Origin of the sequence: Citrobacter sp. wls613 (genome assembly GCF_005281195.1) — a bacterium.
Taxonomy (GTDB): Bacteria; Pseudomonadota; Gammaproteobacteria; order Enterobacterales; family Enterobacteriaceae; genus Citrobacter; species Citrobacter gillenii.
Genome location: NZ_SZXN01000065.1, coordinates 42,322 through 56,541 on the forward strand (window position 1 = coordinate 42,322; position 14,220 = coordinate 56,541).

Genomic DNA, 14,220 nt, shown 5'->3' on the forward strand with positions numbered 1-14,220 from the left:
TCACTGTCACAGCATTAGAGGATAACCCGATGTCCTTCACCCGACGAAAATTTGTCATTGGCATGGGGACGGTGATTTTTTTCACCGGCCCAGGCCAAACCTTGTTAGCAAGTACCAAAAATACGCAAGCGGTTCGTTATGTCATGATTCATGATGAGTCATTGTGCAACGGCTGTAATATTTGTGCCCGAGCGTGCAGAAAAACCAACCATGTTCCAGCCCAGGGTAGCCGTTTGTCGATTGCCCATATTCCGGTGTCGGATAACGACAACGAAACCCTGTATCACTATTTCCGCCAGTCCTGCCAGCATTGTGACGATGCGCCCTGTATTGAGGTGTGTCCGACCGGTGCTTCCTGGCGCGATGAGAATGGGATTGTGCGGGTTGACGCCGCGCGTTGCATTGGCTGTAGCTACTGCATAGGGGCTTGTCCTTATCAGGTTCGCTATCTTAATCCGCAAACCAAAGTGGCCGACAAATGTGACTTCTGCGCCGAGTCACGTCTGGCAAAAGGCTTCCCGCCTATCTGCGTGAATGCGTGCCCGGAACATGCGCTGATATTTGGGCGCGAAGATAGTCCGCAGGTTCAGGCCTGGCTGCGCGAAAACAAGTTTTACGAGTATCAGCTGGCAGGCGCCGGGAAACCCCATCTGTATCGTCGGTTCGGTCAACATTTGATTAAAAAGGATAATGTATGAACGCGTCGCAGAATGCCGAACAGTTTCATGCGCAACTGGCGCAGTACGTCCCCTTGTTTAAGCCCGACTACTGGCCCGTCTGGCTGGTGGCTGCCGGGTTAATGCTGGTGGGGATGTGGCTGGTGCTGGCGCTACACGCCATGTTGCGCTTTCGCTCTGCCAATAAAGCGTCAGCCGGGCACGGTGAGAAAGTTTATCTGTACTCTAAGGCGGTCCGCCTGTGGCACTGGTCGAATGCGCTGCTGTTTTTACTGCTGCTGGGCAGTGGCCTGGTCAACCACTTTTCTGCCGTCAGCGCCCCGGTAATGAAAAGCCTGCATGCTGTGCACGAAATCTGTGGCTTCTTGCTGCTGGCGTGCTGGATTGGCTTTGTGCTGATCAACCTGATCGGTGGCAACGGGCATCACTATATGATTAAACGCCAGGGCTGGATTGGGCGGGCGCAACGACAGACGCGGTTTTATCTGTTTGGCATTATGCAGGGTGAGGCACACCCGTTCCCGGCATCCACGCGGTCTAAGTTCAACCCGTTACAGCAGGCGGCCTATGTCGGCGTAATGTACGGACTGTTACCGCTGTTGCTGATTTCTGGTTTGCTGTCGCTGTATCCGCAAGCGGTGGGCGATCTGTTCCCGGGTGTGCGTTACTGGTTGCTGCAGGCGCACTTTGCGCTGGCGATAGTGAGTCTGTTTTTCATTTTTGGACATCTTTATCTCTGCACCACGGGACGCACGCCGGGCGAAACCTTCAGGTGCATGGTGGATGGCTATCATCGGCATTAAGCAATGATGATAACCTCTAGTGACTTACGGGCCTGGCGCGTCGGGCCCGTGTTGTACCGCTGGTTTCTGCGATCGTTTCCGGACGGTGGCAGCTATGCGGATGTTCACCGTGCGCTTGAGCGAGAGGGTTTCGGCGACTGGGCGGACAGCCTCGTGGAATATGGCTGGTCTAAATGGTTGGATGAAGCACGTTTTGTGCAGCAGGATATTTTCGCGATGGCGCGTTTAGCCAGCCCGCAAACGGCAGACGACAATGGCAGACAGCTGGCGAGTGCAACGGACAGCGACAGCCTTGGCAGTGCAGGTGATAACGTCAAAATCGCCAGCGCCGGGTACGCCACACAGATTGCCAGCGCGGGGTACAGCGCCCGCATTGGCAGCGTGGGATACAATACGCATGTCGGCAGCTCCGGCAATCGCAGCAGAATTGCGGTTGCGGGAAATTCCACGCGCGTCAGCAGCGTGGGAAACGGCACGCGCATCGCCAGTACCGGCATGCGTGTGCGTATCAGTTCGTTGGGCGAGCGCAGCCGTATTGCCAGCAGCGGCGATCTCACGCAGATCGCCAGCTTTGGCCCTGAGTCAAAGATTGCTAACTGTGCTGACAATGTGCACATTATTGCCAGCGGTGAAAATGCGGTCGTTGCCAGTACCGGCGAGGTCGATTCAATCATTCTCGGCCCCGGTGGATGTGCCGCGCTTGCCTATCACGACGGGGAGAGAATGCGGTTTGCCGTTGCCATCGAGGGTGAGAATAATATCCGTGCCGGTGTGAAATACCGGCTCAACGACGACCACCAGTTCGTGGCCTGTTGAGCCGTGGCATTATTTTAGCGCGAACCGATGCCGGGCGACTTTCTCCAGCCCAAAACACAGCAGGTAGTAAACCAGTCCGGTAAAGACAAAAATCGCAGCCGGGTAAATCTGCACGCGGCTGTTCACCTGACCGGCAACCGTCGTCAGTTCAGGGACGTTGACGATAAACGCCAGCGACGTATCTTTTAGTAACCCAATAAAAATCCCCGTCAGCGATGGCAGAATATTACGCAGCACCTGTGGCAGTAAAATCAGCCACAACGTCTGAAACGGGCGAAATCCTTGAGCCACTGACGCCTCATACTGACCGCCAGGCAGCGCGTTTAAGCCCGCATACACGGAGTGCATTACCGAGGCGGCGGTAAACCAGGCTAGCGCCAGCGTGACGGTCGCCGCCCCTGGCAGATCGCTGCCTGTCAGCATGGGCAGCAGGTACCACATCCAGAAAATGACAAAAATGAGCGGAATACCGCGAATAAACTCCGCCCAGACAAACAGTCCCTTGCGCACCACGCCCGGGAACCGCCATGCGCAGCAGGCGAGGAGAATCCCGGCGGGCAGCGCCAGCACCGCAGCGCCAATTGCCATCAGTAACGTGAGCAGAACTCCCCCCGGCTGGCCATGTGCCGCGCGTCCCCACAGGATATAGTCCAGATTGTCGGTAATCACCGAAATATTAGCGATCATGCTGTGGACTCCGGATGCTCAAAATGTGGGTTTTTACCGTAGATCGCTTTGCCGGTACGGGCCGAGGGCCAAGTCGCGTGAGCAGCATTCCCAGCACAAGCCCAGTGAGCAGATACAGCCCGGTGCCGACGGCAAACGCTTCCAGTGCGTGGGCGTTATAACTCTCGATTTGCCGAACCTGGTAGGTCAGTTCAGCGAAACCAATACCGCTGGCAAGCGATGAGAGCTTCATTAAATTGAGATACTGCCCGACGATTGGCTGCCAGGCGTTCGCCAGGCCCTGAGGCAACAGAATATGCCGAAAGGCCGCCCAGGAAGAAAAACCCTGCGCCACGGCGGCTTCCCGCTGCCCGCTGGACACCGCCTGTAAGCCGGAGGCGATTTCCTCCACCAAAAAAGCTGACGTAAATATCCCCAGCCCCCAGGCCGAACAGAGAAACTCCGGCGTTAACCACCAGACCTCTCCCGGCAGAATGGACCACGGGTGCTCAGCATTGATGAAGGTAATTACCCCCCGGGGAAGCAGATTCCATGCGGCGAAATACCAGAACATCAGTTGTACCAGTAACGGCGTGTTGCGAAAAACTGAAACCCACACGCTGACCATGCCACCGGCGATGCGATTACCCGAAAGGCGCAGGCCGAGCAGTAAGATGGCCAGCAATGTGGCGAGAACGATCCCCGCCAGTGTCACCCATAGCGTGGTCAGAAAACCTGACATTATCCATTGCAGAGGTTGCCCGCTCAGCACTCCCTGCCAGTCCATTGCGTGCATTATAACGATGACTCCTGATGTAACGGGTCGAGAACTTTTTTCAGGAAGCGTCGGGTCCTTGGGTGCTGTGGGCGGGTAAAGAACGCCTCGGGGGGCGCCACTTCGAGAATGTCGCCGCCATCAATGAAAACCACCCGATCGGCAATCTCGCGGGCGAAATGCATTTCGTGAGTGACGACAATCATCGTGATGCCACTATGGGCGAGGTTTTTCATCACCAGCAGCACTTCGCCGATCATTTCGGGATCCAACGCGGAAGTGGGTTCATCAAACAGGATGATTTGTGGAGAGGAGGCCAGGGCGCGGGCGATGGCAACGCGCTGTTGCTGACCGCCGGAAAGCTGTGCGGCGTAGGCCTCGGCTTTGTCAGCCAGCCCGACCTGTTCCAGCAGCTCAAGTGCGCGTCGTTTCGCCTCCGTTTTATTCCAGCCGTGAACATATTCCAGCGCCAACGAGATGTTCTGCTGCGCCGTCAGATGTGCGTAAAGATTGAACTGCTGGAACACAAAACCAATGCGACTGCGTAACTGACGTAAGGCCGCGCCGCGCAGCTGGCCGATCGGGTGATCATCAATGAAAATATCGCCCCCGCTAAGTGATTCAAGCTGATTGATCAGGCGAATAAGCGTAGATTTCCCTGAGCCGGAAGGGCCCAGAATGGTGACCACTTCACCGGGCTCCACGGTCAGGTTAACGTCATTTAACACCACCTGTGCGTCATACTGTTTATGCACATTGCGCAGCTCGACCCGCGCCTGACGCAACTGCGTAAAATCCGCAGCTGGCGCTGCGGAGCGAGGAAACAGACCTGAGAGCATATTACTTCGCTTCTATTTTAAAGGCGCGGGGCTGGGGATTTTTGGTTTCAGGCCCAAACCAGACATCGTAGATTTTGGCCGCCTGACCGGTCGACTCAAGTTTCAGCAGTTCGTCGTTTACCGCGTTTAACAGCGCCGTTTCGCCTTTTTTCACCCCTACGCCGATCTCTTCTTTACTCAGCAGGTCAGGTAAAATTTTGAAATCTGCTTTATCCGGTGCGCCACTTAACAGGCCCGCCAGAATAGTACTGTCCTGGGTGATGGCCTGAACATTGCCATTGCGCAGTGCGGTCAGCGCCAGCGGAATATCGTCGTAGGCCAGCACGCGTGACTGTGGGAAGCGCTGATGTAGCGCCTGTTCACCGGTAGTGCCTTTCACCGCGCCGATGCGTGCCTTGCTGTAATCATCAAGCTTGTCCGGGGATTTTGCGGGCACCAGGAACTGCTGTCCGGTGACAAAATAGGGGACCGAAAAGTCGATGACCTGCGCCCGCTCCGGCGTAATCGTAATATCCGCAACGATTAAATCGGCCTTACCGGATTGCAACAGCGGAATGCGGTTGGCCGGATTAGTTGCCACCAGTTCCAGTTTTACACCGAGTGATTTTGCCAGCGCTTCGGCAAAATCCACGTCATAGCCGACAATTTTATGTGTTTTCGCATCAACAGAGCCAAACGGTGGGTTAGCGTCGAACGTTGCGACTTTCACCACGCCTGCAGCTTTGATATCGGCCAGTTGATCGGCCTGAGCCTGCGAAGCCATCATGCCCGACGCGGACAATATGCTAAGAGCCAGGATTGATTTTTTAGCGCGCTGAATTTTCGTTGCCATCATTATATGAAATCCCTGTAGTTATTGGTTTGTGCTATTAACGCTCCCATAACTTATCGATGGCGCAAAATAAGAAAAAATTCTTATCTATATACAAAATGATATTAGTGAAATAGCTGTTAATAATGGGTAAATACAATGCAAATTATCCAGAAACGCTACTGTATTTCCATGCGGGCCTGTACCATAAACCGATAACCGATGTGGAATTGGGGGCCAGTCATGCTGCGTGATAATTTTAACGATTTCTATTATCTCAAAGAGGGCCAGGCGCTGCGTGTACGGGTTATTATTTGTATTATCCCAGTCGCAAACAGCACACCGCTGCCTTTGCACAGCTGATTGAAGCATTGCGCTATACACGCTGACTGGAGATAAAAAAAACCGGCATTACGCCGGTTCAGGGATTAGATTTTGCAGGCATCGCCGCAGTCATTATCCGCAATCATTTCCTGTGCTTTTTTGTCTGCATCTTCCAGACGTTCCGCATTGCGCTCTTGCGCTTCATCGAGCCCATCAAAGACCAGATTATCGAGATCAATTTCCATCAGTCACCTGTTCAGGTTCAGCGTTTAACATTCCCTTATTATATTGCAAAAATGTTGCTGAACAGCAGCGATTCTTGCGATTTAGAGGCGACTATCAAATCAGATGTGCGTATTTTTCCGGTAGCGTGGTCCACAGATGTCGGTTGGCGGCGCTCAGGATGAGTATTGTCGAAAACCCGGCTGGACCTTAACGGATGAGGATATAAATACGGTCGATCGCTTTATTGAACAGTTCGGTTTGTCGGTGTTGTCCGAACCGATAACCTGACATGCACGCCAACGCCGCGCCCCTGAACTGAAACACCGCTCCAGTGCGCGGCGGACCTCGCTAACCACCTCTTTTGTGTCCGTTTTTTAACCCGTCACAACTCGCAAAAATGTTAATAATATGTTTCGCAATCATGCAGCAAGCCTGTTTATTCAGGAACGTGATGCGCGATCATTTTTAACAATATCATGACAAAATCACTATACATATAACTTAATATCTTTTATACATTAATCGTTAACCCCTGTGACTATTCCACAAAAGAGAAAGAGATATGGAACAGATACCTGATAATAAAAACGATAATTTTCAAAAAGATGGCAAAGAGCAGTTCAACCGTTCGATCGGACTTATCTCTAACTTTGCGCTGGGTTTTACCTACCTGTCGCCACTCACCGCCGTGTATTCGCTGTTTGCGCTTGCCGTAACGCTGGCAGGGCCACCGGCGGTATGGTGGATTTTAATCGTCGCCTGTGGGCAGCTTCTGGTTGCGCTGGTGTTTGGCGAAGTGGCGTCTCAGTATCCGATAACCGGAGGGCTGTATCCCTGGGCCAGAAGGTTGTGGGGGAAAAAATATGCGTGGATCGCCGCCTGGATTTACCTGTGGGCGCTGGTGGTGACCATCACCTCAATCGCGGAATACACCTCAACCTTCGTCGAGTCATTATTCCACTATGGTCAGACTCCGGCGACCATGCTGCTGACATCCGTGGTGCTGCTGCTCTTGATGATGGCGGTGAATATGTCCGGGACAAAGAATCTTGCCCGGGTCGCCAAAATTGGTTTCTGGTGTGAGATCGTCAGCGTGATTGCGCTGGGGATTTACCTGCTGATATTCCACCGTTCACAGCCATTCTCGGTGATATTTGATTCAATGGGCGTGCTGGCCCAGGACGGGAGCTACTCCACCGCCTTTATGTCTGCCGCGCTGATGGGCCTGTTTATGTTCTTTGGCTTTGAAGCCTGCGGCAACGTTGCGGAAGAGGTGAAGAACCCAAGCAAAAAAATCCCGATTGCGATGATCCTGAGTATCGTGTTTGGTGCGATCTCGGCCATTATTTCCGTCATGGGGTATCTGCTGGCTTCGCCGAATCTGGTCAGTATTGTCAACGGTAAAACGGCCGATCCGATCCCGGCTATCCTCAATGAGGCTCTGGGGGAAACCGGCGCGACGATCTTTATCATCGTCGCGATTATCGCCATGCTGTCGTGTATTCTGTCTCTCCAGGCTGCGCTGAGCCGCCTTATCTTCTCTTTCTCCCGTGACAGAATGCTGCCGGGAAGCGAGTGGATGTCCAAAATCTCTAAAAATGGTGTTCCCGATAATGCCATGGTGGTCAGTTGCTTACTGCCGGTGATTATCTGTGTTTGGGTCTATTTCCAGCCCGATAATCTGTCGCGCATTACCGCGTTTGCCGTTATCGGTATCTATATTTCCTTCCAGATGGTCGTGCTGGCAGCGCTGCGCCAGCGCCTGAAAGGCTGGAAACCGGCGGGTGAGTGGACCATCGGTGGTTGGGGGACTCTGGTTAACGTGCTGGCGTTAGCTTACGGATTGTGCGGGATCTGGCTGCTGGCCCAACCCGCCGACAGCAGTGATTTCATCGACCGCTGGACGGTGCTGTTTGGCCTGGCGATTGTGGTGGGTTCGGGGCTTATCTACATGTTCCTGACGCGTCCGTTTGGTCGCTCTGCTGCGCCGGAAAATGATGCGATAGCCTACGCAAACAAGCTCAATATGGGGCAGGATAATTAAACAAAGGGCCTTCGGGCCCTTAGAGCCTATCCCCTTAGTGTTGATAGTGGTAAAGAATGAAGTAGTCGCTCTGATACACAATACGGGTATTCGTCGGTGACAGTAATTCTCCCACGCGACAGCGTGGCCAACTGGAAAAGATAATCCGGTTTTCCAGATTGGTCAGAATGACATAGTCAGGTTGGGGGCAGGAGAGCAGTTCTGCCTCGATCTGGCTAACCAGCAGATCGACAGCGGCGACGCCAAGAAACTGGTCATGGTAGTAAACGGGCACCGCCGAGGTCAGTGTGTAAGAAATGTTGCAGATATAGTCGACGTAAGGCCCGTGAATATAGGCTTCACCTGCAGGAGGAGAATGCTTAAACCACTCGAAGGTTCTGAAATCCAGCCGCTGTTGGGTAGCCTGATCTAAATCCAGATGCGCCTGACTCAGACCGTTATCTTTCTTATACCACCACTCCAGCAGCCAATACTCGTTGCGGGTTGGCGTATTCTCAATATGGCTGGCGAATCCGGCACCCGAGCAATAGTGATTGTGATTCAGCGTGTGTTTAATGTGCTGCTGAACAGTGGCTCTCACTGCCGGGTCGAGGACCACTTCTGCCGAGCCTTTTTGTACACCGGCAATCGCCTCGTGGATGCTCCTCGCCAGCGCAACGGTAGACTCTACGGTAGAGACAGTAATATCATCAATTTTACGGATTAATGCGCTAAGGGATGTCGAAGAGCTCATGGTCTTTCCTGCCTTCACTGATGGTCAGTTCGCGTTATATTTCAGCTTTTTTTCAATAAGATAATAGGTACAGGTATCGATAATCTGGGTGGCAAATTGCACCGATTCTGTCTCATTATGCGCGGCCAGCGCATCGGCCAGCGCCGAATAGAGCGCAATGATCTCGGCGTGAATAGTGCCAGAACGATAGAGTATAGCGACCAGCGAAGCCCACTCCGCCTGCACCTGCAGCTCCTGGTTCGCCAGCCGCGCTGAATGCGAACTGGCGGCGATCGCCAGCAGGCAACGCATATCGGCCTGGGTCATTAATTCGGGTGAATCAGCCTTTCTTAACACCTCAACAAACTCGCGAAATTTAGCGATATCCGCATTGGTCATGCGCCGGGAGGCCAGCCTGGCGCTGTGGCTGATAATGGCGCAATGCATTTCGCCTAAGTCGGAAAGGTAATCGGTGCCAATCGATTTAAACGGATGCAGGACGCTATTTTTGCCATCAATATTTTCGCAAACGAAGCTGCCGCCATTTCGGCCACGAACCGTATGGATAAGATTATTAGCCCGAAGCGTGTTGAGTGCTTCTCTGATGGTGATATGTGAGACGCCCATCATCTTTGCCAGGTCGGTTTCGTTGGGCAGTTGCTCTTTTGGCTCGAGCAATCCCGTAATGATGGCGTTTGAAAGGCGCTGCACAATCTGGTCGGAACGACTGACCTGCCCGATAGGCGCAAATATGACCGCATGAGTAATCATAATCTTTTCTGCACTCAATTCCCTGAAACAACGACCCTTTCTAACACAAGCCTGTCAGGCAAGGAAGGTCAGAATGGTCGCGTTATTTTACCTGCCCATGCACAAAACCGTTGCACAGGCGGATGTGTGTCCCGTTAGCGTCAAATGACGATGAATAACTTTACCGCGAAAATGTAAAATTTAAGTTAAAAATGCGACGTTTATCATACTGTCAATGTTGCGCATTTGAAAAAATTTTACAATATATATATTACATAAGATTCTTTATGTATTAACGGGCAGGAGACAGTCATGAAAACCCTGAAGCATTTTATTAACGGACACTACGTGGCGGGCAGTACCGAAGACGCGTTTGAGTTGGTCAGCCCGGTGGACGGTGAAACATACGCGTTATCGCCCAATGGTGGGGCAGCAGAAGTCGATCTGGCCTACTCGGCCGCCGCTGCCGCGTTCAGTATCTGGAAGAAATCGACGCCCGCGCAGCGGCAAAAAGCGCTTCTGGCACTGGCTGATGAAATCGAACGCAATGTAGAGCGACTGGTTAACGCCCAGAGTCAGGAAACTGGACAGCTGCGCCATTTTATTGAGAAAGAAGAGATTGCGGCCTCCTGCGACGCCATTCGATTTTTTGCCGGTGCCGCGCGCTGCCTTGAAGGGAAGGCTGCCGGTGAATATTCTGCCGGGTTCACCTCAACCATTCGTCGCGAACCGCTGGGTATTGTGGGGCAAGTCACGCCGTGGAATTACCCGTTTATGATGGCGGTGTGGAAGATAGCCCCTGCGCTGGCGGCAGGCAATACGGTGGTGCTTAAACCGAGTGACACCACGCCGGTCAGCACGCTGCTGCTGGCTGAGCTGGCCGCGCCGCTGTTCCCGAAAGGGGCGTTTAATGTGGTATTAGGGAAAGCCAAAACCGGTTCGCTGGTGGTGTCGAACCCGACGGCCTCACTGGTTTCGATTACTGGCTCGGTACGTGCGGGTCTACAGGTGGCCGCGTCGGCGGCGGCAAACCTGACCAAAGCCCATCTGGAGTTGGGTGGCAAAGCGCCCGCCGTGGTATTTACCGACGCGAATATCGACAGGGCGATTGAGACGATCGCTACCGCCGGCTTTTTCAATGCCGGGCAAGATTGTACTGCCGCCACGCGAATTCTCGTCGAGCAGTCCGTTTATGCTGAGTTTTTGGAAAAATTGATCCAGAAAACAAAAAGCATCAAATTTGGTCCCCCGCAGGATAGGGATGCGCTATATGGCGCGTTGAATAGCCGGAACCAACTGGAGCAGGTGCAAGGTTTTATTGCGCGTCTGCCTGCGCATGCAAAAATTGAAACGGGTGGCAGAGCAGGGCCCGGACCGGGCTTCTACTTTGAGCCAACCATCATCTCCGGTCTGCATCAGCACGACGAAGCCATTCAACATGAAGTGTTTGGTCCGGTAATGGCGATTCAGTCCTTTTCGACTGACGAAGACGCGTTGCACAAAGCCAATGATGTGGAATACGGCCTGGCCGCAAGCGTCTGGACCGGTAACCACGGCCGCGCACAGCGTTTTTGCATTGACCTCGATTTTGGCACGGTGTGGATCAACAACCATATTCCACTGTGTGCGGAAATGCCGCACGGCGGGTTCAAGAAATCCGGCTACGGTAAAGATCTCTCCTCTTATTCACTCGATGAGTACACCCGAGTGAAACATATCATGTGCGATATTTCTGAATAGCGGGTAATACGATGAAAACATTAAAAATAGCTGCGCTGTCGCTGGTGATGTTCTCGGGGTTTAGTCTGGCAGACAGCTCCCCGCTGAACACCGTAAAAGCGTATATGGCGGCCTGGAATGCGCATAACGCGCCGCTCGCAGCGCAGTATCTGGCCGACGACGCGGTCTATTACGATGCCGCCGCCGGGGAGCCGATAACTGGCAGGGAAAAAGCCGAGAAAGAGGTGATTGGAGCATTCATTAAGGCGGTCCCGGATCTGAACTGGAAAATGGTCGGCAAACCCGTCTATGACGAAGATACCGTGGCATTTCGTTGGGAGTTCTCGGGTAAAAATAGCGGCGAATGGGCAGGAAGTCCGCCGACAAATAATCCGATCAAATTTGAAGGCGTCAGCTATATTCATGTTAAGGCAGGAAAAATCACCTGGCAGGGTGATTATTATGATTCTAAAAAACTGGATGAAGAACTCAAGCCAGTGAAGTAGTCGGTGGTCCCCCTTGTGAGAGGGGGACCCTCTCATTTGTGCTGTGTTTAGGGCAGTGTGTGCGTGGCAAAAGGACAAGTTAATGGCAATTACCCGACGTGATTTTCTCAACGGTGTGGCGGTCACCATCGCCGCGGGGCTGACCCCTCTGGATATGGTCAGAGCGGCAGGAAAAGAACATGAATTTATCGATGGAAGTTATTACCCTCCCAGCCTGACGGGGCTGCGTGGTAACCATCCGGGCTCGTTTGAAATGGCTCACGCGCTGGGCCGGGAACAGAAAAAATTTGATTTAACGGCGCTTCCGGTCGAGGAAGAGTACGACCTGGTGGTGGTTGGTGGCGGCATTAGCGGGCTGGCGGCCGGATGTTTCTGGCGGCAACTTGTCGGGCAAAACAGCAAGGTTCTGATCCTCGACAACCATGATGATTTTGGCGGCCACGCCAAACGTAACGAATTTAGCACAGCCGGAAAAAAACTGATCGGCTATGGCGGCAGTGAGTCGTTTCAGTCGCCAGCGCATAATTTCAGCCCGGACGTACAAAAGCTGATGGAAACACTCGGCGTGAGCGCCACCAAGCTCAAAGAGAGTTTTGACGTCAACTTCTATCCAGACTGGCAGCTCAGTCGCGGTGTCTTTTTCGACAAAAAGAATTTTGGCGAGACCAAAATTGTCAGCGGCGATCCGGGACGCGCGGTTTCTGACGATATTCCACCGGACCGGCTCAACGGTCGTAAGATTGAAGACTTTATCAATGATTTTCCGTTGAGTGAGAGCGACCGAAAAGCGCTTATCGATCTGCATGTACGCCCTGGCGACTACCTTCCGGGCATGACGGTCGAGGAGAAAAGTAGCTGGCTGGATACCCACAGCTACAGTGAATTTCTGGCCACGAAAGTCGGTTTAAGCAAGATGGCACTGCTCTATTTCCAGCAGCGCTCCAACGATTTCTTTGCTATCGGCATTGAGGGCATTTCCTGTAGCGATGCCCGGGCATGCGCCTTACCGGGCATGGAAGCGTTAGGTCTGCCGCCGCTGGACGGCGAGTCACTGGCCGACCTCGAAGAGCCGTATGTTTATCACTTCCCCGATGGCAACGCGGGACTGGCGCGAATAATGGTCAGATATATGCTCCCGGATGCCTTGCCGGGGACCACCATGGAGGATTCCGTCCTCGCCAGATTACATTACGAAAAGCTGGATCTGCCGGAAAATACCACGCGTTTGCGCCTCAACAGTAGCGTGATTAATGCGGCCAACGTGCCGGGCGGCGTGGCCGTAACCTATCTGCGTGACGGCAAATTGCATCGTGTGCACGCAAAAAACGCCATCATGGCGGGTTATAATATGATGATCCCGTACCTGGTGCCGGAAATGCCGAAACAACAGCAGGCAGACCTCAAGCTGAACGTAAAGGCGCCGCTGGTGTACACCAACGTAGTGGTGAAAAACTGGCAGGCGTTTAAGCAACTCGGCGTACATGAGTTTTATTCCCCGGCTGCGCCGTACAGCCGCATTAAGCTCGACTATCCAGTCAGCATTGGCGGCTATCAGCACCCGGCGACCCCGGACGATCCGATGGTGATTCATATGGTCTATGTGCCAACCTATCCGGGCAGTAACTTACCGGCGAGAGAACAATTCCGACTGGGACGGGCCTATCTGCTGGGGACCACGTTTGCTGCGCATGAAGAGATGATCCGTGGTCAGTTGCAGGAGATGTTTGGCTCGACAGGCTTTGACAATCAACGTGATATCGCGGCTATTACGGTTAACCGCTGGGCACATGGCTATGCCTATTACGCCAACCCGCTGTTCGACGACATGGATGAAATGGAGAAGGTTGTTGAGCGGGCACGCCAACCCATCGGCCGAATTGCGATTGCTAACTCTGATGCCGACTGGAGCGCGTATGCACATGCGGCGATCGATCAGGCATTGCGGGCGGTTAACGAACTCAAGGGTATGAGGTGATCTATGCGTAATGTAACCGTTCTTGTCGCCTGTTTGTTTAGCGCGACGGTTTCCTCCGCGGACTCTCACGGCGAGTACATCGCCAGAATTTCAGACTGTGTAGCCTGTCACACCGCTGAGGGTGGGGACGCGATGGCAGGGGGCAAAAAGTTTCCCACGCCGGTCGGTGATATTTTCTCGACAAATATCACGCCGGACAAAACCCACGGCATCGGTAACTATTCCTACGAGGATTTTGAAAAAGCGGTGCGTCAGGGCATTGCCAAAGATGGCCATCCGCTTTACCCGGCCATGCCATATCCGTCTTACGCAAAGCTCTCCGACGAAGATGTCCAGGCGCTGTATCGCTACTTTATGCATGATGTCACGCCGTCTGCGACAGCAAATAAAGAGAATGAGATCCCCTGGCTGATTTCAGCCCGCTGGCCGCTGCATATCTGGAACTGGCTCTTTACCGACGCTCCTGCAACGGCTGCGGTAGGCAGCAACAGTACCGATGCCAGTGCCGCGCGGATCCAGCGCGGAGCTTATCTGGTTGAAGGACCCGGCCACTGTGGCTCCTGCCATACCCCGAGGGG

At 53.4% G+C, this 14,220-nt stretch carries 15 protein-coding genes; 8 read left to right on the forward strand and 7 right to left on the reverse strand.

The features are described 5' to 3' along the window. Positions 1-29 precede the first annotated feature (29 nt). From FDX01_RS15015 to ydhT, 3 genes are read left to right on the forward strand one after another with little or no spacing between them, the layout of a single operon-like run. Positions 30-698 (forward strand): 4Fe-4S dicluster domain-containing protein, encoded by a 669-nt coding sequence (locus FDX01_RS15015; RefSeq protein WP_096757199.1) that lies wholly within the window; start codon positions 30-32, stop codon positions 696-698. Then, a complete protein-coding gene (gene phsC, locus FDX01_RS15020; protein ID WP_096757198.1) occupies positions 695-1,480 on the forward strand; it encodes a thiosulfate reductase cytochrome B subunit in 786 nt (261 codons plus the stop codon). The genes FDX01_RS15015 and phsC overlap by 4 nt, the downstream gene beginning before the upstream one ends. A 3-nt stretch (positions 1,481-1,483) precedes the next feature. Next, a complete protein-coding gene (gene ydhT / locus FDX01_RS15025; protein ID WP_137400049.1) occupies positions 1,484-2,296 on the forward strand; it encodes a protein YdhT in 813 nt (270 codons plus the stop codon). Positions 2,297-2,305: 9 nt separating this feature from the next. On the opposite strand, the gene FDX01_RS15030 is transcribed toward ydhT, so the two are convergent. From FDX01_RS15030 to FDX01_RS15050, 5 genes are all read right to left on the reverse strand, one after another. Further along, entirely contained in the window at positions 2,306-2,983 is a 678-nt protein-coding gene (locus tag FDX01_RS15030) for an amino acid ABC transporter permease (protein WP_137400050.1), read from the reverse strand. Next, positions 2,973-3,758, reverse strand: coding sequence for an amino acid ABC transporter permease (locus FDX01_RS15035; RefSeq protein ID WP_137400051.1), 786 nt, complete (start codon positions 3,756-3,758; stop codon positions 2,973-2,975). The genes FDX01_RS15030 and FDX01_RS15035 overlap by 11 nt, the downstream gene beginning before the upstream one ends. Continuing rightward, positions 3,758-4,576, reverse strand: coding sequence for an amino acid ABC transporter ATP-binding protein (locus tag FDX01_RS15040; protein WP_117343034.1), 819 nt, complete (start codon positions 4,574-4,576; stop codon positions 3,758-3,760). The genes FDX01_RS15035 and FDX01_RS15040 overlap by 1 nt, the downstream gene beginning before the upstream one ends. Before the next feature lies 1 nt (position 4,577). Further along, entirely contained in the window at positions 4,578-5,411 is an 834-nt protein-coding gene (locus FDX01_RS15045) for an ABC transporter substrate-binding protein (RefSeq protein WP_137400052.1), read from the reverse strand. 404 nt (positions 5,412-5,815) lie between these two features. Further along, entirely contained in the window at positions 5,816-5,956 is a 141-nt protein-coding gene (locus tag FDX01_RS15050) for a hypothetical protein (RefSeq protein WP_096757192.1), read from the reverse strand. A gap of 542 nt (positions 5,957-6,498) precedes the next feature. Here FDX01_RS15050 and FDX01_RS15055 point away from each other — a divergent pair. Continuing rightward, positions 6,499-7,980 carry an APC family permease gene (locus FDX01_RS15055; RefSeq protein WP_115258607.1) on the forward strand — a complete coding sequence of 494 codons (1,482 nt, stop codon included), beginning with the start codon at positions 6,499-6,501 and terminating at the stop codon, positions 7,978-7,980. Between the two features lie 34 nt (positions 7,981-8,014). On the opposite strand, the gene FDX01_RS15060 is transcribed toward FDX01_RS15055, so the two are convergent. Together FDX01_RS15060 and FDX01_RS15065 are read right to left on the reverse strand one after the other, a co-directional pair. Beyond that, the gene (locus FDX01_RS15060; protein WP_096757190.1) at positions 8,015-8,713 is read right to left on the reverse strand and encodes a cache domain-containing protein; all 699 of its coding nucleotides are present in this window, start codon (positions 8,711-8,713) and stop codon (positions 8,015-8,017) included. A gap of 24 nt (positions 8,714-8,737) precedes the next feature. Next, the gene (locus FDX01_RS15065; RefSeq protein ID WP_115258605.1) at positions 8,738-9,463 is read right to left on the reverse strand and encodes a GntR family transcriptional regulator; all 726 of its coding nucleotides are present in this window, start codon (positions 9,461-9,463) and stop codon (positions 8,738-8,740) included. 291 nt (positions 9,464-9,754) lie between these two features. Between FDX01_RS15065 and FDX01_RS15070 the strand changes: the two genes are divergently transcribed. The 4 genes from FDX01_RS15070 to FDX01_RS23880 all read left to right on the forward strand — a co-directional run. After that, positions 9,755-11,182, forward strand: coding sequence for an aminobutyraldehyde dehydrogenase (locus FDX01_RS15070; protein ID WP_137400053.1), 1,428 nt, complete (start codon positions 9,755-9,757; stop codon positions 11,180-11,182). A gap of 11 nt (positions 11,183-11,193) precedes the next feature. Next, complete coding sequence (locus FDX01_RS15075; RefSeq protein WP_117343038.1) at positions 11,194-11,667, forward strand: ester cyclase; 474 nt, start codon at positions 11,194-11,196, stop codon at positions 11,665-11,667. Between the two features lie 82 nt (positions 11,668-11,749). After that, complete coding sequence (locus FDX01_RS15080; protein ID WP_115258602.1) at positions 11,750-13,642, forward strand: FAD/NAD(P)-binding protein; 1,893 nt, start codon at positions 11,750-11,752, stop codon at positions 13,640-13,642. A 3-nt stretch (positions 13,643-13,645) separates the two neighbouring features. Beyond that, positions 13,646-14,220: cytochrome c (locus FDX01_RS23880; protein ID WP_249360993.1), on the forward strand; the 575-nt coding region annotated here is incomplete at its 3' end.